An 18,589-nucleotide genomic window follows, 5' to 3' on the forward strand; every position below is an offset into this window, starting at 1 on the left:
ATGGGATGGGCGCGCGGCGCCGCAGTTGTGGCGGTGACCCTTGCTGTGGCGCTGTTCGGAGCGTGGCTTCTGGGTTGGTCGTCGAACCTCGACCCGGTCGGGGCCGTCAAGGGTGAGCCTCCGGTGGTGGAGGTGCCTGACCTCGATGGCCTGGCCCGCCCCCGCGCGCTGGCTGACATCGAGTCGGCCGACCTCGTGGCTGATGTGGAGACGTCGTTCAGCCTGTCGGCACCGCGGGGAGCCGTCATGGGCCAGGACCCCGCGGCCGGCCAGCTGGTCCCGGCCGGAAGCACGGTGACCGTCGTTGTCAGCCGTGGTCTCACCAGGGTCGAGATGCCCGAGGCGGTCGGCCGCCCGATCGAGGAGGTCACGCTGCCTTTCGACGAGGTGGGGGTCGAGTACCTCGTTCAGAGCGAGGCAAGCGAGACCGTCGCGTCCGGATTGGTGATCTCCCAGAATCCCGAACCGGGAGTACGGGTGACCGAGGCGGACCAGGTCACCTTCGTGGTGTCGACCGGACCCGATCCAAGACCGGTCCCCGAGGTTGCGGGGCTCTCCGAGGACGGCGCTGCCTTCGCCCTCGGGTCCTTCGGATTCCTGGTGGGCGAGGTGGAGCTCCGCGAGGAGGCCGGCGTACCCGTTGGCGCGGTCGTGTCGACCGACCCGGCAGCAGGCACGGTGTCGCCCCGCGACACGCCTGTCAGCGTCGTGGTGTCGAGCGGACCACCGCCGGTGGCTGTGCCGCAGTTGCTCAACAGCTCCGTCGGTCAGGCCGTGGCGGCGCTCGAGTCGGTGGGACTCGTGGCCAATGTGTTCGGCGGCGGGGCGAGCCCCGGCAACGTCTCACGGCAGTCACCGGAGCCGGGCACGATGCTGCTGCCCGGTTCCCTCGTGTCGGTGGAGCTGACCGGTGGCTGAGCGCCCCCGTGTCACCGAGATAGGCGGATGGGAGACCATCGACCGGCGCAGGCATCCGCTGGCCGCTGCGATCGCGATGGGGGTGATCATCGCGGTGTTCGCCGTCGCGCTCGTGGGCCTCGGCGTGGCGATAGAGCGCGGCGACAAGCGTGTCGAGGTGGTCGACATAGTGGTGCCGTCGATCGTGGGCCTGTCCGAGGACGAAGCGCGGAGCCTGCTGGAGACCGCGGGCCTGATCATGGTCGTGGACGAATCACCGAACGAGGTCGTGGGCACCGGAGCCGTGTTCGAACAGGAGCCGATCGCCGGCGCGAAGCTCGAGGAGGGTTCCCCGGTCACAGCCGTTGTGTCGACGGGCCCGGCCGGCACGATCGTGCCCGAGACAGTCGGCCAGCAGGCCAGCGATGCAGAAGCGCTGCTGGCCACCATCGGCCTCACTTCCCAACCCGTGCCCGTGTTCGATGAGGATGTGCGCCCGGGAGAGGTGCTGGGAAGCGACCCTGCTGCCGGTCGGAGGGCACCAGCGGATCGGGTGGTGCTTCTCAGGGTCTCCAACGGTCCAGCGCCGCGCACGGTGCCCGAGATCGCCGATCGTCGCGCGGTGGATGTGCTGGCCGAGTTGGGCCGGCTGAACCTGATCCCGGACGACATCACTACCGAGACCGGCACCGACCTACCCGGCGGCGCCGTCCTGTCGATCGATCCTGTCTCCGGCACGGAGGTGCCGAGGGGGTCACGGGTCAACCTGGTCGTGGCCGGGTCACAAGAGGATCGTCCAACCGTGATGCCGTCGCTCGCGGGGCTGTTGGAGTCGACGGCATCACAAGCCGCATCCGCCGCTGGGGTGCGGGTTTCGTTCCGAACCGTGGACCTCCCGGTCGGTGACAGCCGTGACGGTCGGGTGATCCGCCAGGGAGTGGTGGCAGGTGCCGAGCTACCCGACACCGTCGTGGTTGAGGTCGTGGTCGGACTGGCCCCGCCGCCGCCCACCACCACGGCACCCCCCGAGGTTGATGACTCGGACGAGACGGACGACCCGTAGGGGTGAGGCGCAGCTCGACGCCGGTGCTCAGGTGCAGGACCGAAGGAAGTTGGCGACGAGGTCGTGGCCGCCGGCGGTGAGGACCGACTCAGGGTGGAACTGGACCCCTTCGATCGGTAGCTCCCTGTGGCGCAGCCCCATCACCAGTCCGTCATGGGTGGAGGCGGTGATCTCGAGCACGTCGGGCACCGAGTTTCGGTCCACGATCAGAGAGTGGTACCTGGTGGCCTCGAGGGGGTCGGGCAGGCCTTCGAAGACGCCCTCGCCGTCGTGGCGTATGAGCGAGGTCTTGCCGTGGACGACCTCGGGAGCCCGCACGACGGAGCCGCCGAAGGCCTCACCGATGCACTGTTGACCGAGACACACCCCGAACACGGGCACGCGTTGACCCCAGGTGGTGATCACGTCGTTGGAGAGCCCGGCATCGACCGGGGTGCCCGGGCCGGGGCTGATGAGGATCCCGTCGGGCTTGATCGACTCAACCCCTGCGAGGTCGAGCTCGTCGTGTCGGGCGACCGTGGGGTCGCCGCCCAGCTCGCCGATGTACTGCACGAGGTTGTAGACGAACGAGTCGTAGTTGTCGATCACCAGGATGCGGGAGCCCACGGCGCCAGAGTAGGAGCCGCCCGTGCCGCGCGGTAAAGGGATTGCGGCGGTCGTCGCCCTTCGTGTCGCCTCGGGGGCTCAGATACTGTGGCGATATGGGCAAGGACGCCGACACGACCAGCGCTGGCGACGAGGAGAGCAAGCCGAAGGCCGACAAGCCGCTGCCGCCCTCCGCCAAGCGGAAGAAGAAGACGGTTTCGCCCTCCGCGGGCAGTGCCGGATCGACCGACGCCGGTGGGCGTTACACGGCCCCCGTGCCTGCGTCGAAGAGGGGCCCCAGCCCGCGCTGGGTCCCGGTCCTGATGTTCGCCCTCTGGGTCGTGGGTCTGGCCATGATCCTGCTCAACTACATGGGGCTGCTGCCCGGAACCGAGGACGCCGGCAACGGTTTCTACCTGGTCGGCGGGCTGACGCTCATCCTCGGCGGAATCGTCACTGCAACCCAGTACCGCTGACCCGTCGTCAGCCCGTCAGGCCGGCAGAGTTATCCACAGAGCTGGGGAGAAGTCGTTGTCGGCTTGCGCGGCCCATGAGACCGCAATCATGGCGGATGTCACATTCGTGACGCTGAATGTGCCTCAGTATTCACTCGATGTGAATCGAAAATGTCGGTTGGGTGAAGTTGTGTGTACCAAACGTGACAACTACCAGTCTTCTCCACAGGTTGTGGAGACTTCACGGTGAGTGCCGAAACAGCCCCGTTCATGGTGCGGATATCCACAACTGGCCGCGAACCGTGGTCAACACCCGCGGTACCGTGGTTTCGTGACTGACGACGCGACCCCACCGCAAGCGGCTGGGGATCCCGACGGTCACGACCAGCCCGAGCGGTCACACGACGATCGTCCGGAGGCCGGCGCTGATCCCGTGGCTCAGCCACGCAAGCCCCTGCCCAGGGGAATCCGGACCGTCGCGTGGCTGCTCGCCATGCTGGTTGCAGCTTCACTGTTGTTCGCGCTCACCGACGCGCAGGCCTTCACCGTCATCGGAGCGGTGCTGCTGTGCGCGGTGATCCTGAGGGTCGGCTGGTTCTTCCTGCAGCAGTTCGCCACACCGCCGCCTCCGCCTCCGGACCCCGGAACGTTGCGCCGCGTGCGGCTCACCTTCCGCTGTGAGACATGTGGCGCCGAGGTGCGGATGACATCGGCGGCCACCGAGGATCCCGAGCCGCCACGGCACTGCATGGAAGACATGGAGCTCGTCGGTTCCGAGGAGTGACGCGAAGCGGGAAGGGCCGAAGCCCTCCCCGCTGCTCGCTCGCATGTCGTATCGCCGTTGTGCTGGCGCTGTATCACCTCAGTGGTGATCCAGCGCCAACGAAACCGTGTTGGTCAGCCCAGGCGCTCGATGATCGTGGCGTTCGCCATGCCGCCGCCCTCGCACATGGTCTGCAGTCCGAAGCGGCCGCCCGTGCGCTCGAGTTCGTTGACCATGGTGGCCATCAGCTTGGTACCGGAGCAACCAAGCGGGTGGCCCAGTGCGATGGCGCCGCCGTTGGGGTTGACCTTGTCCCAGTCGGGATCGTGGGCCTTCTTCCATGCCAGCACGACCGAGGCGAACGCCTCGTTGACCTCGAAGTGGTCCATCTCGCCGATCGACAGGCCGCTGCGCTCCAACACCTTCGTGGTCGCGGGGATCGGGCCGGTGAGCATGCGCACCGGGTCGACGCCCGCGAGGGCGAAGGTATGGAAGCGGGCCCGCGGGGTGAGGCCGAGCTCGGCCGCCTTCTCCGGGGTCATGATCAGCGCGGCCGAGGCGCCGTCGGTGATCTGGGAGCTGTTGCCGGCGGTCACCTTGCCGTCGGGCACGAAGGCGGGCTTCAGCTTGGCCAGGGAGTCCATCGACGTGTCGGGCCTGATGCCTTCGTCGCGGGTCACCATCTCGCCATCGAGGACCTTGACCTCGCCGGTCTCTTTGTCCTTGATCTTGGACACCACCGGGATGATCTCGTTGTCGAAGCGGCCTTCCTCGGCTGCCCGGGTGGCGAGGCTCTGTGAGCGCACGCCGAACTCGTCCAGGTCGTCACGGGTGAGGTCGTTCTCGTTGGCGATGATCTCCGCAGAGATGCCCTGGCCCACCAGGCCCTTCTGGCCCGGGTAGAGCTCGACGTCCGCATAGCGCTCGAACGCGGATCCGAACGGGAATCCGACACCGGAGCCGATCGAGGCGCCCATCGGAACGAGGCTCATCACCTCGACGCCGGCGGCAATCACGACGTCGTAGGCGCCGGCCATCACGCCCTGGGCGGCGAAGTGAGCTGCCTGCTGGGAGGACCCACACTGGCGGTCGACCGTGGTCGAGGGAACCGTCTCGGGCCAATCGGCGGCGAGCACGGCATTGCGGCCCACGTTGAGCGCCTGGGCGCCGGCCTGCATGACGCAGCCCATGATGACGTCCTCGACGACCTCGGGATCGAGGTTGTTGCGCTCGGCGAGCGCCTTGAGGGTCTCTGCTGCGAGATCGACCGGATGCCATCCGGAGAGGGCGCCGTTGCGCCTCCCGCCGGCGGTCCTGACGATGTCGACGATCACTGCTTCGGGCATGTCCCGCTCCCTTGTTGGGCCACGAATGGCTGCTCTGGGTGTTGGTTGTTGGGTTGTGGGTGAGTGCTGTTCCGGACAACCGCAACGCTGCGGCAATCACTCCCGGTCCCCCCGGAGACCGGACAAACTAGACCGATCGGTCAAGAGTCTGTGCCGCTGTGGTGCGTCCGGTCAATGTGACACATTCCGGCGGCGTTGTCGCCGGGCCGGTCCTCTGCACCCGGGCACCCTTGTGTGGCCCGGCCGCCGGCCGTCGGCAAGGTCGGGGACACCCACCGTCGCATGGGCGTTACAGTGACGGGGTTCACAACCACCGGGGGCGGTCCTGTGGCCGCGACCGGGAGTCGACAGGGGAGCACACAGTGAGCGAGCTGACAGCTGAAGACATCAACGCACAGATCGAGGGCCAGACCGTGGCTTCCGCGTTTCTCGAGTTGGCGGCTGCGAACGCCTCCAAGACCGCACTGCGTTCGATGGTCGGTGAGGACGAGTGGGAGCAAGTCACCTTCGAGCAGCTGCTCGACAACGTGGCGCGCGCGGCCAACGGCCTGAAGTCCCTCGGGGTCGGCCCCGGTGACCGGGTCGTGCTCATGATGCGCAACATCCCCCAGTTCCACTGGCTCGACCTGGCCGCGCTGTTCCTCGGCGCCACGCCGGTGTCGATCTACAACTCGTCGGCCCCCGACCAGGTCGAGTACCTGGCGGGCCACTGCGCTGCGAAGGTTGCGATCGTCGAGAACGAGGGCTTCCTCAACAACTTCCTGAAGGTGCGCGACGACCTGCCTGCGCTCGAGACGATCGTGGTGCTGGTGGCGCCCGACATCCTCCCCGAGGGAGTGCATGGGTACGAGGTGCTGAGTGAGGCCGAGCCCCTCGACCTCGAGGAAGCCGCCAAGACCGGCAGCCCTGACGACCTGGCCACGATCATCTACACCTCCGGTACGACCGGCAACCCCAAGGGGGTGATGATCTCCAACCGCAACGTCTTGTTCACGTTCGTCTCGCTGCTCAGCACCTACGGGTGGACGAGGGAGGAGATCGCCGGCAAGCGGGTCGTGTCGTACCTGCCGATGGCACACATCGCAGAACGCATGGTCTCGCACTACTCGCTGTTGCTCGCCGGACTCGAGGTGACCACCTGTCCCGAGACCTCCCTGCTCACCGCATACCTGGGCCAGACCCACCCCAACATCGCATTCGGTGTGCCGCGGGTGTGGGAGAAGGTCAACGCAGGCGTCACGGCCCTGCTCGCGGGCGATCCCGAGGGTGCAGAGAAGTTCAACGCAGCCGTGGACGAGGCCATGCCGTTGCGCGAGAAGATCGACTGGGATCGTGCGACACCCGAGGAGATCGAGCGGTACAACACCCTCGATGCCGAGAACTTCGCTCTCGTGCGTGCCCTGCTGGGCCTCGACGAGCTCGAGCTCGCAGTCACAGGTGCAGCGCCGATTCGGGCAGACCTGATCCGCTGGTTCCGCACAGTCGGCATCCCCATCGCAGAGGTCTACGGGATGAGCGAGAACACCGGCCCCATGACCTTCGAACGATTCAAGGTCAAGCCAGGAACGGTGGGCAAGGCGGTACCCGGTGTCGAAGTGAAGATCTTCGACGACGGGGAGGTCTGCTGCCGGGGCGGAATCGTGTGCCAGGGCTACCTCAACGACCCGGAGAAGACCGCCGAGACGATCGACGAGGACGGCTGGCTGCACTCCGGCGACATCGGCGAGATCGATGACGAGGGCTACCTGCGCATTGTCGACCGGAAGAAGGAACTGATCATCACCGCAGGCGGCAAGAACCTGTCGCCCGCCAACCTCGAGACGGCCCTCAAGTCGGTGCCGCTGATCGGCCAAGCGGCTGCCATCGGCGACAACCGGCCGTTCGTCTCTGCCCTCGTGGTGATCGACGGCGAGGTGGCTCCCGGCTGGGCAGCGAAGAACGGTATCGACTTCACGAGCCTTGCCGAGTTCGCCAAGCTGCCACAGGTGGTCAAGGCGATCAACGACGGCGTCGACGAGGTGATGTCGGAATTCAACAACGCGGAGCGCGTGAAGAAGATCAAGATCCTCACCGAGGAGTGGATGCCCGACTCCGACCTGCTGACGCCCACATCGAAGCTGAAGCGCCGGGGCGTCAACGCGGTGTTCGAACAGGAGATCGAGGACCTCTACAACTGAGGCCGTGCTTCGCCGGCTGTTCCGGCCGGCCGCTTCGGTGGTCGGCCGGCGAGTTGGTCAGTCGTAGAACTCAGGCGGGATCTCGACGCCGATGGTGTCCAGGAACTCCTTGAAGCCCGGTGCGTCGTTGTTGAGAAGAGCCACCGCCGCGAGGCCCCCTACCGCGCCATAGATGGCGTTGGGGTCATTGAACGTCTGGGGAGCAATTAGTTCCCCGAGGCCCGGGATCAGCAGCAGTGCCGATCCGAGCGAGGTGGCGACCACTTCGGGGTCCTGGAAGGCCTCTTCGAACAGTGCGCCCACGGCGGGGCGCTCGAGCAGGCCGATCGCCGCACCGATGCCCCGGATCGCGAACGGTCCGAGTATCCGCGTGATGTTGTTGAGCCGGTCGACCAGCTCCGGGCGCAAGGTCGTTGCCAGGTTTGCCACCCAGGTCAGCAGGCCGCGGAATCGAGGATCGAGGTCGCCGGCGTTGGCGAGCTGTCCAAGTGCGACGGGGTCCCGCCCGAGAAGGGCACCCGTGAGAACCGCGAGCACCGAGAGTGCGCCGTTGTCTTCGGAGAGCTGGCCGAGTCCGTTGGGGTCGATGATCTCGAGGAGGGTGCCGAGCTGTGAGTTGACTGAATCAGGCACCGTCACGGCGGTGGCGACCAGGGCAGCGAGTGTGACCGGATCGATGTTGAGCGTGCCGAGCAGGGCCGCCGCCTCATCGGTCAGCTCGCCTGTGCTCGTGAGCAGTTCACCACCGCCGGCGGCGAGCAAGGCCGCGGTCTCGGGGTCGATCGCGTCTTCCTCGTCGGCGCCGATCTGGTTGAGCACGCCGCCGAGGGCTGCCACGGTCGCCGGGGTGATTCCGAGGGTGCCGAGTTCGTCGGACTGCAGGCCGGTCAGTTCCTCGAGCTGTTCGGGTGTGAGGTCCTCGAGGTTGTCGAGGATGCCAGGGTTCTCCGCGATCGCAGTGAGGAGGTTCTCGGTGGCTGCCGCACGCCGGCCGCCTGGAAGGGCACCGTTGAGGGCGCTGTTGCCATCGAGGTCCGGAATGGTGGTGCTCGTTTCGAGCGAAGCCCCGTAGCGGCCCGAGGCAGCGGACACCTCACCGGTGTCTGCGACGGACGCGCACGAAGCGGCAAGCACCGCAAATGCGACCACCGAGGCCACCGCTGTGGGAACCGCCCTACTTCGCCTCAACAGGTCCCTCCGAGTCCCCGTCCGCCCTTGCGCGCACCCGGATCCACCGGGGCGTGACAACAAGGCTACGAACTGGGGCCCCCGGCGGCAAGGTGTGCCACCCGCCACGGGAGGATCTACCCAGAGCCCGGACGGTCCCGGTAGGGATCGTGCACCACGTACCTGGGGTCGATCTCGCCCGGACGAAGGGGTCGCATCAACACGTCGATCGCCGTCCAAAGCATCCTGCTGGGGGGAAAGAACACCACGGGTCCCAGAACTGCGATGCCGATGGCCACCCAGAGCATCCATGGCCCGGGTGGATCCGGGTACGAGATCAGGTAGCTGGAGATCAACACGATGAAGAGAACTCCGAACACCGCCACCGTGTTGGTGCCGATCGAGCCGATCCAGTGGCCCTCCACCCGCTCGAATCGGAGCGTGCAGGTCGGGCACCGGTGGACCATCGTGAACCAGCGTCTGAAGAGATGGCCACCGCCACAGGCCGGGCAGCGCCCGAACAGTCCGCGTAGCAGGATCCTCGTGGGCCGCAGCCCGAGTTGCGTGGCGCTCGGGATCTCGCGTCGGGGCCTCCCGCCGCTGGTGGGGCCCCTTGGCCGGGGCGGCGGATGAGTCACGGCTTCAGGATCCCATTTCGCCCATCATCAAGTCGATCGCGGCCAGGTCGCGATCGCGGGCACCCGGCAACAGATTCGACGGGAACTGCATCGGCCCGGCGCCGAGCACGACCCTGCGCTTGCCGTCGTCGGTCTCCATCTCGTAGGTCCGCCAAGGCCCCCGCCTCACCCGGACGGCGGCCACCGCCTCCTGTCGCGTGCGGAACACCACCTTCCAGGCCACGACGTCACGCATCTCCCCGTCCGACAGGACCACGCGGCACCCCCGGGCGGCTGTGAACGCCCCGAACGCCAACGCGCCCGCGACTGCGAGTGTGACCCAGGCCGAGCCGCCCGGGTCGGTTCCCGAGCCGAACGCCCAGATGACTGTGTAGACGGCGATCGCAGCAGCGATGACCCCGAACAGAGTGAACGGTGCCGACACGAGGGTGGAGCCTCGCAGTACTGCCTTGTCGCTCTGGTCGTTGCCTGCCGGCTCGCTCACGCAATGACAGTAGGGGAGCGCCTGCCCCGAGGACTCAACGGCGCCGATGGCTTGCCGGCTGCTCAGGATGACGGCCATGTGCGTGCCCACCGCCCCTACCGTGGTCAACGTGAACGGCAGTCCGACCACCGAGCAGTCGCCGCGCATCCTCGTGGGTGACGACGACCGTGCGATCCGCGAGTCGCTGGGCAGGTTGCTAGAGATGCAGGGCTACGAGAGCGAGACGGTCCCCAACGGTGCCGAGGTGCTCGAGTCGCTGCGCACGTCACCCGCTGACCTGTTGGTACTCGATCTCATGATGCCCGGCGTTGACGGGCTGTCGGTCTGCCGTGTGCTGCGATCGGAGGGTGAGCGCATCCCGATCCTCATGCTGACCGCGCGCACCGAGACTTCTGACCGCGTGGCCGGCCTGGATGCAGGCGCTGATGACTACCTGCCGAAACCGTTCGACCCCGAGGAGCTCCTGGCGCGGGTACGAGCGCTGTTGCGGCGGACCTCGGCGGGTGAGCCGAATGAGTCCGACGCCCTGGTGGTCGCCGACCTGAAGGTCGATCCGGCTGCGCGGCGTGCGTGGCGGGGCGATGACGAGATCGAGTTGTCCAAGACGGAGTTCGACCTGCTCGAGTACATGGCCTCCAATGCCGGCATAGTGCTCGACCGGGGTGCGATCTACGACCACATCTGGGGCTATGACTTCGGACCCGACTCGAAGAACCTCGCGGTCTATGTCGGCTACCTGCGCCGCAAGCTCGACGACGGACACGATCCGAAGCTCATCCACACGGTGCGCGGGGTGGGCTACACGTTGCGCGTCGAGGGCGAGAGGTGACGCGCTGATGACGGCCGCCACCCTGTTGTGGGGAGTCGGACGATGAGCCTGCGCACGAAGCTCGTACTCGCCCTGGTGGTCTGTACGTCGCTGGCGGCCGGTGCGGTCGGATACCTCAGCTACCGGGCCACCGAACTCCGGCTCGTGGGCGAGATCGATGCGTCGCTCGAAACAGCGGTGCGGGCGCTCCAGGTCGATCTGCAGCGACGTGGTCCCGATGGTGTGGGCCGCGGCCTGTTCGGCCCTCGCGAGCTGGACGTGCAGTACGTGTCGCCGGCCGGCGAGGTTCGCTCCAGGCCGGACAATCGGCCGATTCCGGTGTCCGACGCCGACATCGAGATAGCCGGCGAGGAACAGGCCGGCGTTGGTGATTTCAGCGAGCACACGGTCGACGGGGAGCCGCTGCGGGTGCTCACACAGTCGATCGGCGGCGCCAGGGGAGCGTTCCAGGCATCGCGCAGTCTCGATGAGACCCAGAACGTCCTTTCGGCGCTGCGGAGCCGGATCCTGGTCGTGTCGCTGGCCGTCGCTGCGGTGTCGGGAATCGCAGGCTGGGTCATCGCGAGGCAGGTGACCAGGCGCCTGACGGCCGTCACCGGCGCGGCCGAGCAAGTGGCCGCCACCGGTGCGCTCGACGTGGCCGTACCTGTCGCGGGCCAAGATGAGGCGGCCCGGCTGGGCACTGCATTCAACGAGATGATGGCTGCCCTGTCGCAGTCGAGGACTGATCAGCAGCGACTCGTGCAGGACGCGGGTCACGAACTGCGCACCCCGATGACCAGTCTGCGCACCAACCTCTACACGTTGCGCAGCTTCGACTCGATGGACGCGGAGAGGCGCGGCGCCGTGCTGGGTGACATCGAGTCCGAGACTGAGGAGCTGAGCGGCCTGATCGACGAGGTCGTGGAGCTGGCCACCGACCGCCGCGGCGATGAGCCGCTGGCCGAGGTCGACGTGGTGCAGGTTGCACACCGCAGCGCGGAGCGCGCCTCGCAACGGTGGAACCGCGAGGTCACCGTCGAGGCCACCACTGCCGGACGAATCGTGGGCCGCCCGGAGTCGCTGGCCAGGGCGGTGCGCAACCTGGTGGAGAACGCGTGCAAGTTCGACCACTCGGGTCTGCCGATCGAGTTGATGGTGCAGCAAGTGCCTCCGCCGGAGTCGGGGGGAGGCCCGGCCGACCCACCGTGGCTCGAAGTCGTCGTACTCGATCGTGGTCCCGGGATTCCCGCAGGTGACCTGGCGCATGTGTTCGAGCGCTTCTACCGGTCGGACTCCGCGCGCGCCGAGCCCGGAAGCGGCCTCGGGTTGTCGATCGTGGCCGAGATCGCAGCTGCACACGGTGGAACGTGTGGGGCGGCCAACCGTGCGGGGGGCGGAGCAGCAGTGTCGTTCCGGATCCCGCCGGAGCCCCCATCGGACGGGGTCTGAACCGACCGTCGCCGGCTGTCGCCCGCCTCCGCATCCTGGCCCGCGCTTCACACCCGGTCCTTACCTTTGTCCCGTATTCATCTAACCGGTGCCCGCCACAGTGGTTCCTGCGACGACACAGACCCCCACCGGGGAAGGACAAGGAGACAGTGATGGAGATACACAAGAAGCTGGCAATCGCAGGAATCACCGCAGGCCTGGTCGGTGGTGGCGCCGCGGGTGCCGTACTCACCAGCGCCGGGGTGAGCGGTGCCGAGCCCGCCTCGGTCACCCAGGACGAGGGCGAACAAGCGCCCGAGGAAGGGGCGCGGCCCGACAAGGGCGACTTCCTCGCCGAAGCCCTGGCCCCGCTGGTCGCGGACGGCACGATCAACCAGTCGCAGGCCGATGCGGTGATCGAGGCCCTGAAGGAGGCCCGTCCCGAGGGCCGCAAGGGTCATGGCCACAAGGGCATCAAGGGTGGCGAAGCCGCCGCTGAGGCTCTCGGCATCACGACCCAGGAACTGCGCCAGGCGCTGCGCGACGGTGCCACGATCGCGGAGGTCGCCGCGCTGCAGGGCGTTGACGTGCAGACCGTTGTCGACGCGATGGTCGCCGAGGCACAGGAGCGGCTGGCTGCTGCGGTTGCTGACGGCAAGCTCACCCAGGAGGAGGCCGACGAGAAGGCCGCCGAGCTGACCGAGAGGATCACCGACGTGGTCAACAACGGCCGGCCAGAGGGCGAGCGCGGTCCCCGTGGGCCTCGTGGACCCGGGGGTCAGGGCGGTCCCGGCAGCCAGGACGCACCCGCCGAGGGTGAAGGCGAGAGCTGAACCCCGGACGAGACCAAGAAGATCCAACCTCCAGGAACGGAAAGGGGCCGGGCACCAGCGCGGTCCCTTTCCGCGTTCGCACCCTCGGCGGGCCGCGGGGCGGCGGGGTCCGTCGCCCACCTGTTTTGTTGGCGCTGGATCACGCCAGGCGTGATCCAGCGCGAACAGAACACCGGGTGACATGCCATCCGGGTGACACACGACATAGTTAGCCTAGGTAATTAGTCTGCTATACTGTTCGCATGGCTAAGGAATCAGCGGCTGAACACAACGAGAAGCCTCACGAAGACTTCGACGATGCCTACCGCCTGCAGCTTGCGATCACCCGGCTGGCACGAATGCTGCGCCAGGAAGTCGACGCCGGGCTCACGCAGAGCCAGATCTCGGCGCTGTCCACCATCCGCCGCGACGGCCCGATGACCCTCGGCGACCTGGCCGAGGCCGAACGCGTGGCCCCACCGAGCATCACCCGGATGGTCGACCGCCTGGAGGCCGAGGGCTATATCGACCGCATCCCCGATTCGACCGACCGCAGGGTGTGTCGGGTACACGTGACCGAGCTCGCCGAGAAGATGGTTGCCGAGGCCCGCCGCACCAAGACCGCATGGCTTCTCGAGCAGATGGCGGACCTGCCCGTGCGCCAGCGCCGCGCACTGCTCTCGGCCGTCGACGCGGTCGAGGGACTGGCAGGCCTGCAATGACCCGGGTGCTGCGAGCTGTGCGCAACTCGGACTTCGCCACAACGACTTTCGCATCCATGCGCGTACGCAACTTCAGGTTGTTCTTCGTCGGCCAGGGCCTTTCCCAGATCGGCAACTGGATGACTTTGGTGGCCCAGACGCTGCTCGTGCTGCATCTGACCGACTCGGGTGTTGCCCTGGGCGTGCTGGCTGCGGCGCAGTTCGGGCCCGTGCTGCTGCTGGGCCCGTGGGCTGGTCTCGTGGCCGACCGCAGCGACAAGAAGAGGCTGCTGATGCTCGTGCAGTCGGTGTCCATGGTCCAGTCACTCGGCCTCGCGGCGTTGGTCTTCGCCGGCACTCCGCCGGTGTGGGCCGTGTACGCACTCGCCTCTGTGGGAGGCATCACCATCGCCTTCGACAATCCGGCCCGCCGTGCATTCGTCGTGGAGATGGTCGACGACGCCCGCGTGGCCAACGCCGTGGGGCTCAACACCACGATGATGACGGCGTCGCGCATCGTGGGTCCGGCAGCCGCTGGTCTGCTCGTCGCCACTGCCGGATTCGGTTGGGCCTTCCTCGTCGACGGGCTCTCGTATGTGGCAGTGCTTGCCAGCCTCGCGATGATCCGGCGCTCCGAGCTACGCCCGGTGCCGCAGACGCCCAAGGGTCGCGGACAGGTCCGCGAAGGGCTTCGCTACGTGCGTGGCGAACCAGCGCTGTTCGTGCCTCTGGTGATGATGGCCGTGGTCGGCACGCTCGCGTTCAACTTCTCGACCGTGTTGCCGCTGTTCGCCACGCGGGACATGGGGGGCGACGACGGCACCTACACATTGCTGTTCACGGTGCTCAGCGTCGGTGCACTCGTAGGTGCGCTGATTGCAGCCCGTAGGGCGACGGTGACTGTGCGAACGGTTGGCTGGTCGGCCGTGTCTTTCGGCATTGCGTTGTTCGCCCTCGCGCTGGCTCCGGGCATGTGGGCCGCCATACCGGTCGCCCTGGTCGTCGGTGCAGCCAGCGTCGGGTTCCTCACCTCGTCAACGGCAATCGTCCAGCTCGAGGCGGTGGCCACGATGCGCGGCAGGGTGCTTGCGTTGCAGGCCATGCTGTTCCTGGGGTCCACCCCGATCGGCGGCCCGGTCGTGGGTTGGTTGAGCGAGGAGCTCGGCGCACGTGCAGGGATCCTCGTGGGTGCCGCAGGCACGTTGCTCGCCGGTGCGTGGGGGCTAGCCATGGCGGCCCGCCCGCCCGCAGAGCCGACGGCAGCCGAGCCGGCCTTGCTGGAGGCCGGAGCTGCCACCTGACCGGTTCGCTCCTTGATCCATGGGAGCATCCTCGTGTGGCATTCCCCGACGATGACCTGGCTCCCGCAGTGGGGTCGGCTCTCGGCTCCGAGGTCGCGCATGTGAGGCGCCTCGGTGGCGGCGATGTGGCGGAGAGCTTCCGGATGGATCTCTCCGACGGCTTCACCGTGTTCGCCAAGACCCACCGCAACCCACCCCCGGGGTTCTTCACCACGGAGGCGACCGGCCTCGGCTGGCTTCGCGAGACGGGTACGGCCAACGTGCCCGAGGTGCTTGCTGTCCTGGACGGCACCGACGAGGAGCCGCCGATGTTGGTGCTCGAGTGGATCGATGTGGGCGGCCGAGCCGGAGATACCGAGGCCGGATTGGGTCGCGAGTTGGCGGCGCTTCACTCGACGCCGTGGAGCTGCTTCGGTCGACCCGATGGCCGGACCACCGGCTCGCGGGGATTGCCCAACGACGTCCATGGCACCTGGGCCGAGTCGTACCGGTCCAACCGCTTGTTGCCGCTCGCTCGGCTGAGTCGCGACAGCGGCGTGCTGACGGAGTCCGTGGTGGCCGACCTGGAAGGTGTGGCCGGTCGGCTCGAGGAGCTCGCTGGTGAGGCGGAGCCGCCATCGCTCCTGCACGGTGACCTCTGGGCAGGGAACCGGCTCGTCGATGCCGACGGCCGCAGCTGGCTGATCGACCCGGCTGCCCACGGTGGCCACCGCGAGTTCGACCTCGCGATGATGCGGCTGTTCGGCGGGTTCGGTGCTGACTGCTTCGATGCCTACGAGGAGGCGTTCCCGCTGGCGGATGGCTGGCGGGAACGAGTGGAACTGCACCAGCTCGCTCCGCTGGTGGTGCACGCCATTAAGTTCGGCGGCAGCTACGTGCCTGCCGCCACCACCGCCGTGCGGCGCTACTGCTGACCGCTGCGAGCTCACAGTGATTTTGGCCGACCGACGGGTATCCTCTCACGCACATGACCCGTCCTGCACCTGGTGTTCGCCGCCCTCTCCTGTTGTTCGTGTCCGTGGTGTTGGTGCTTGCTTCCGCCTGCGGCGGGGACGGAGGCGATGGCGAAGCGGAGCGCGGTGATCGTTCTGACTTCGAGATCGTCACCTACAACGCCGGTCTCGCCCGCGGATTCGTGGACTACGCCGTCGACAGGTCCCCCGAGGTGGACGAGGAGCTGTCGGACCTGCAGGCGCAGGTGATCGCTGTGCAGGAGGTCTGGGACCCCGAGGATGTGCAGTCCCTGGTCGATGCCACAGCCGACACGCATCCGCATTCGCTCTTCCTCGATCCCATGCCGGAGCTGACCGAGCAGGAGCAGGCGCGCACGGAGGCGTCCGGAGCGACCGGGCCGGCCTGTCCGCAGAACGAGGCGGTGCCGCTGGAGGAATGTGCCAGGCAGAACTGTGACGGGGTTCCCGACGACCAGTTGTCGGACTGCGTGTTGAGCAGCTGTGGATCGGAGTTCGCCGGCACCTGCCCGGAGTGCCAGACCTGCCTGGCGGCCAACATCGGCGGCAGCCTCGAGGAGATTCTCTCCGCCTGTGCGGGTGACGGTGGTGGCGGTTCCTACGCGTACGATGGTGCGTTCGGGGTCGGGATCCTCTCCAGTGAGCCGTTCGTGGAGCAGGACTCCGTGGTGCTCGAGTCCAGCCTGACCCGCCGCGCCGTGCTGTACGTCCAGATCGAGGACCCCGTGCTTGGAACCGTCGACGTATTCAACACCCACCTGACCGCCAACCTGGACCTCGGCGAGACGCCGGTGCCGTACCCGGGGGAGGGCACGTGGGCCGAGGAGCAGGCAGCGCAGATCGAGGTGATCGGCGAGTGGATCGACGAACGGACCAGCGACGACCGTGTCGCGATCCTCGCTGGCGACCTGAACACCAGTCCCGAGGGCGACGACCACACCTCGGAGACACCGCAGAACTTTGAGCTGCTGGTGTCGTCCGGCGGTTGGGACGACGCCTACACCGACGACCCCGATGCGGAGTGCACCTACTGTGCGGACAACCTGCTGGTGGGCGGCGAGGGTGAAACGGGCCCCGTGCTCGACCACATCCTCGTGCGCAACTTCGACGGTGAGGTCAATGTCGAGCGGATCTTCACCGACCCGCTGCAGATCGAGGTGGACGGTGAGTCGGTGGAGACGAGCCTCTCCGACCACTACGGGCTGGCCGCGACGCTGGTGCCCAGCTGAGCCGGACTCACCTACCGGGGTGTGCAGGAGGTGGGACTGCAGCCCTGAGCTCGGCTGTTCATTGACCCAGCGACACTGCCAGTCGTCGCAGTATGCGTCGGTACAGACGCCGATCCTGCGCTAATCGAGCGCCTGGGACAGCGAGGCACGCCATGACGCAGAGAGGCCAGACCCCTTGGGAATACTGGCCTCTCAGGTGGTGGAGCTGATGGGAATCGAACCCACGACCCCCTGCTTGCAAAGCAGGTGCTCTAGCCAGCTGAGCTACAGCCCCGAGGAATGACGATGGTAGCGCCCGGTCGGCGCCGTGCTTCAGTCGAGATCCGGGAACGGCAGCACCGCGCTGACCGGGCCGGTGCGTGCGAGGGACCTGTAGTGCCGTGTCGCGAACCACCAGCGCCCCTGGATGCGGCGGTAGGTGTCGCGGTAGAGCCCGAAGGCGCTGGTCCACTCGCTCGGTTCGCCGGACCCAGCTGCTCCGTGGCGGTCCTCGCGGATCCACAGGCGGGCGGTCGCCTCGTCAGGATTGCCCCGTGGGTACAGCTCGGTCACTGCGTTGAGCGGGGTGAACTCGAAGAAGTCGAACCTCGAGACCGCCGTTGCCAGGAACTCGCCGATCTGGTCGGGTCCCGCCATGTGCCTTGGCTCGCTGTCGACCAGATCCAGTTCGAGGGGCATGTCGGGCACGAACAGCTCTGCCAGTTCGTCCCAGGCCCGGCGGGTGACGACGTCGCCGTAGCGGGCGTGCAAGTCGCGGACTTCCTGCCGGTCGAGCGCGGCGGCCAGCCGGCTGGCATCGATGGCGCCGTCGTCGGTGTGCACGAGGGCTCAGCTGCGGGCGAGTGAGGAGAGCAGTGTGACGGTTCGGTCGAGGTCCTCGCCGACCCCGAAAGGAGCTGCGGCGAACTCGGTCACGCCGATGTCCGCCAGATGCTGGATCTGTGCGGTGACCTCACGCTCGTCGCCCACGATGGCCACGCCGGCCGGCCCGTCGACTCCCTCGCGCTCGAGCATTGCCTGGTAGCTGGGCAGCATCCCGTACATGGCGAACACCTCGGCGGCCCGTGCGCGGGCTGCGTCGGCATCGTCGCTGACCAACACCGGGAGTCCCACCGACACGCGCGGCGCGGGCCGGCCGGCCTCGTCGGCCGCAGCGGTGATTCTCGGGATGATGTGTGACTCGAGCGTGGATGGTCCGGTCATCCAGGTGATCGTGCCGTCGGCCATCGTGCCGGCCATGCGGAGCATCCGCGGGCCGAGCGCGGCCACCAGCACCGTGGGTGCCGGGGCATCGACCTCGATCGGGCCCATCGTGGCGGCGGTGATCGTGTCGCCGTGGAAGTCGACCTGCTCGCCGTGAAGGAGAGGCATCAGCGCTGAGAGGTACTCCTCCATGTGGCTACCGGGCTTGTCGAAGCTGTAGCCGAACATCCCCTCGATCACGATCTGGTGACTGAGCCCGATGCCGAGCACCAGCCGCCCGCCGGTGGCGGCCGAAGTCGTGAGCGCTTGCGCGGCCAGCATGATCGGATGGCGGGGATACGTGGGCACCACGCCCACGAACAACTCGATGTCGGGCACCTCGCGGCCGACCACGGCCAGCAGCGTGAGGGCGTCGTAGCCGAAGATCTGCGGCATGCCCGCAGTGGCGAAGCCAGCGTCTCTCGCGGCGCGGGCGTCGGCGACCACCGCGTCGATCGGCTTGTTGGAATCCAGCATGAGTCCGATGTCCATGCGGGAAAGCTAACGCTGATCCGGGTC

General features: G+C 67.6%; 19 protein-coding genes and 1 tRNA gene. 12 read left to right on the forward strand and 8 right to left on the reverse strand.

Features of this window, described 5'->3' with window-relative positions; genetic code table 11:
• Positions 1 to 918: a PASTA domain-containing protein gene (locus GY812_06705; protein MCP4435176.1), complete on the forward strand. Its 918-nt coding sequence runs from the start codon at positions 1 to 3 to the stop codon at positions 916 to 918.
• Entirely contained in the window at positions 911 to 1,960 is a 1,050-nt protein-coding gene (locus GY812_06710) for a PASTA domain-containing protein (GenBank protein ID MCP4435177.1), read from the forward strand. The genes GY812_06705 and GY812_06710 overlap by 8 nt, the downstream gene beginning before the upstream one ends.
• A gap of 27 nt (positions 1,961 to 1,987) precedes the next feature.
• Here the strand turns inward: GY812_06710 and GY812_06715 are convergent, their stop codons facing one another.
• Positions 1,988 to 2,566: an aminodeoxychorismate/anthranilate synthase component II gene (locus GY812_06715; protein MCP4435178.1), complete on the reverse strand. Its 579-nt coding sequence runs from the start codon at positions 2,564 to 2,566 to the stop codon at positions 1,988 to 1,990.
• A 95-nt stretch (positions 2,567 to 2,661) separates the two neighbouring features.
• Between GY812_06715 and GY812_06720 the strand changes: the two genes are divergently transcribed.
• Positions 2,662 to 3,021, forward strand: coding sequence for a cell division protein CrgA (locus GY812_06720; protein MCP4435179.1), 360 nt, complete (start codon positions 2,662 to 2,664; stop codon positions 3,019 to 3,021).
• A 310-nt stretch (positions 3,022 to 3,331) separates the two neighbouring features.
• Positions 3,332 to 3,784 carry a hypothetical protein gene (locus GY812_06725; protein ID MCP4435180.1) on the forward strand — a complete coding sequence of 151 codons (453 nt, stop codon included), beginning with the start codon at positions 3,332 to 3,334 and terminating at the stop codon, positions 3,782 to 3,784.
• A gap of 113 nt (positions 3,785 to 3,897) precedes the next feature.
• Here the strand turns inward: GY812_06725 and GY812_06730 are convergent, their stop codons facing one another.
• Positions 3,898 to 5,109, reverse strand: a complete 1,212-nt coding sequence (locus GY812_06730) for a thiolase family protein (protein ID MCP4435181.1) — start codon at positions 5,107 to 5,109, stop codon at positions 3,898 to 3,900.
• Between the two features lie 362 nt (positions 5,110 to 5,471).
• On the opposite strand from GY812_06730, the gene GY812_06735 reads away from it, so the two are divergent.
• Positions 5,472 to 7,286, forward strand: a complete 1,815-nt coding sequence (locus tag GY812_06735) for a long-chain fatty acid--CoA ligase (GenBank protein MCP4435182.1) — start codon at positions 5,472 to 5,474, stop codon at positions 7,284 to 7,286.
• 57 nt (positions 7,287 to 7,343) lie between these two features.
• Here GY812_06735 and GY812_06740 read toward each other — a convergent pair whose 3' ends face one another.
• The 3 genes from GY812_06740 to GY812_06750 all read right to left on the reverse strand — a co-directional run bounded on the left by GY812_06740 (position 7,344) and on the right by GY812_06750 (position 9,575).
• Positions 7,344 to 8,474 (reverse strand): hypothetical protein, encoded by a 1,131-nt coding sequence (locus GY812_06740; protein ID MCP4435183.1) that lies wholly within the window; start codon positions 8,472 to 8,474, stop codon positions 7,344 to 7,346.
• 116 nt (positions 8,475 to 8,590) lie between these two features.
• Positions 8,591 to 8,920 carry a hypothetical protein gene (locus GY812_06745; protein MCP4435184.1) on the reverse strand — a complete coding sequence of 110 codons (330 nt, stop codon included), beginning with the start codon at positions 8,918 to 8,920 and terminating at the stop codon, positions 8,591 to 8,593.
• A gap of 175 nt (positions 8,921 to 9,095) precedes the next feature.
• Positions 9,096 to 9,575 (reverse strand): hypothetical protein, encoded by a 480-nt coding sequence (locus GY812_06750; GenBank protein ID MCP4435185.1) that lies wholly within the window; start codon positions 9,573 to 9,575, stop codon positions 9,096 to 9,098.
• A 76-nt stretch (positions 9,576 to 9,651) separates the two neighbouring features.
• On the opposite strand from GY812_06750, the gene GY812_06755 reads away from it, so the two are divergent.
• The 7 genes from GY812_06755 (at position 9,652) to GY812_06785 (ending at position 16,828) form a co-directional block, all read left to right on the forward strand.
• Positions 9,652 to 10,404, forward strand: a complete 753-nt coding sequence (locus GY812_06755; GenBank protein ID MCP4435186.1) for a response regulator transcription factor — start codon at positions 9,652 to 9,654, stop codon at positions 10,402 to 10,404.
• Positions 10,405 to 10,446: 42 nt separating this feature from the next.
• Entirely contained in the window at positions 10,447 to 11,835 is a 1,389-nt protein-coding gene (locus GY812_06760; protein ID MCP4435187.1) for a HAMP domain-containing histidine kinase, read from the forward strand.
• 152 nt (positions 11,836 to 11,987) lie between these two features.
• The gene (locus GY812_06765) at positions 11,988 to 12,647 is read left to right on the forward strand and encodes a hypothetical protein (GenBank protein ID MCP4435188.1); all 660 of its coding nucleotides are present in this window, start codon (positions 11,988 to 11,990) and stop codon (positions 12,645 to 12,647) included.
• A 242-nt stretch (positions 12,648 to 12,889) separates the two neighbouring features.
• On the forward strand, positions 12,890 to 13,348 hold the full coding sequence (locus tag GY812_06770) for a MarR family transcriptional regulator (protein ID MCP4435189.1): 459 nt from the start codon (positions 12,890 to 12,892) through the stop codon (positions 13,346 to 13,348).
• A complete protein-coding gene (locus GY812_06775; GenBank protein MCP4435190.1) occupies positions 13,345 to 14,628 on the forward strand; it encodes an MFS transporter in 1,284 nt (427 codons plus the stop codon). The genes GY812_06770 and GY812_06775 overlap by 4 nt, the downstream gene beginning before the upstream one ends.
• A 56-nt stretch (positions 14,629 to 14,684) precedes the next feature.
• Positions 14,685 to 15,542, forward strand: a complete 858-nt coding sequence (locus tag GY812_06780; GenBank protein ID MCP4435191.1) for a fructosamine kinase family protein — start codon at positions 14,685 to 14,687, stop codon at positions 15,540 to 15,542.
• Positions 15,543 to 15,595: 53 nt separating this feature from the next.
• On the forward strand, positions 15,596 to 16,828 hold the full coding sequence (locus GY812_06785; protein ID MCP4435192.1) for a hypothetical protein: 1,233 nt from the start codon (positions 15,596 to 15,598) through the stop codon (positions 16,826 to 16,828).
• A 197-nt stretch (positions 16,829 to 17,025) separates the two neighbouring features.
• Here GY812_06785 and GY812_06790 read toward each other — a convergent pair.
• The 3 genes from GY812_06790 to GY812_06800 all read right to left on the reverse strand — a co-directional run bounded on the left by GY812_06790 (position 17,026) and on the right by GY812_06800 (position 18,562).
• Positions 17,026 to 17,102: transfer RNA gene (locus GY812_06790), tRNA-Ala, on the reverse strand.
• A gap of 38 nt (positions 17,103 to 17,140) precedes the next feature.
• Entirely contained in the window at positions 17,141 to 17,650 is a 510-nt protein-coding gene (locus GY812_06795; protein MCP4435193.1) for a nuclear transport factor 2 family protein, read from the reverse strand.
• A gap of 6 nt (positions 17,651 to 17,656) precedes the next feature.
• The gene (locus GY812_06800) at positions 17,657 to 18,562 is read right to left on the reverse strand and encodes a TIGR03564 family F420-dependent LLM class oxidoreductase (protein ID MCP4435194.1); all 906 of its coding nucleotides are present in this window, start codon (positions 18,560 to 18,562) and stop codon (positions 17,657 to 17,659) included.
• Positions 18,563 to 18,589: the final 27 nt, after the last annotated feature.

This window comes from Actinomycetes bacterium (assembly GCA_024222295.1).
Classification (GTDB): Bacteria; Actinomycetota; Acidimicrobiia; order Acidimicrobiales; family Microtrichaceae; genus JAAEPF01.

What these genes read in the sequence shown, in the direction of transcription:
- GY812_06705 (MCP4435176.1), top strand. Translation starts at nt 1, where the DNA reads ATGGGATGGGCGCGCGGCGCCGCAGTTGTGGCGGTGACCCTTGCTGTG.
- GY812_06720 (MCP4435179.1), top strand. Translation starts at nt 2,662, where the DNA reads ATGGGCAAGGACGCCGACACGACCAGCGCTGGCGACGAGGAGAGCAAG.
- GY812_06730 (MCP4435181.1), bottom strand. Translation starts at nt 5,109, where the DNA reads ATGCCCGAAGCAGTGATCGTCGACATCGTCAGGACCGCCGGCGGGAGG.
- GY812_06745 (MCP4435184.1), bottom strand. Translation starts at nt 8,920, where the DNA reads ATGGTCCACCGGTGCCCGACCTGCACGCTCCGATTCGAGCGGGTGGAG.
- GY812_06755 (MCP4435186.1), top strand. Translation starts at nt 9,652, where the DNA reads ATGTGCGTGCCCACCGCCCCTACCGTGGTCAACGTGAACGGCAGTCCG.
- GY812_06760 (MCP4435187.1), top strand. Translation starts at nt 10,447, where the DNA reads ATGAGCCTGCGCACGAAGCTCGTACTCGCCCTGGTGGTCTGTACGTCG.
- GY812_06765 (MCP4435188.1), top strand. Translation starts at nt 11,988, where the DNA reads ATGGAGATACACAAGAAGCTGGCAATCGCAGGAATCACCGCAGGCCTG.
- GY812_06770 (MCP4435189.1), top strand. Translation starts at nt 12,890, where the DNA reads ATGGCTAAGGAATCAGCGGCTGAACACAACGAGAAGCCTCACGAAGAC.
- GY812_06775 (MCP4435190.1), top strand. Translation starts at nt 13,345, where the DNA reads ATGACCCGGGTGCTGCGAGCTGTGCGCAACTCGGACTTCGCCACAACG.
- GY812_06785 (MCP4435192.1), top strand. Translation starts at nt 15,596, where the DNA reads ATGACCCGTCCTGCACCTGGTGTTCGCCGCCCTCTCCTGTTGTTCGTG.
- GY812_06800 (MCP4435194.1), bottom strand. Translation starts at nt 18,562, where the DNA reads ATGGACATCGGACTCATGCTGGATTCCAACAAGCCGATCGACGCGGTG.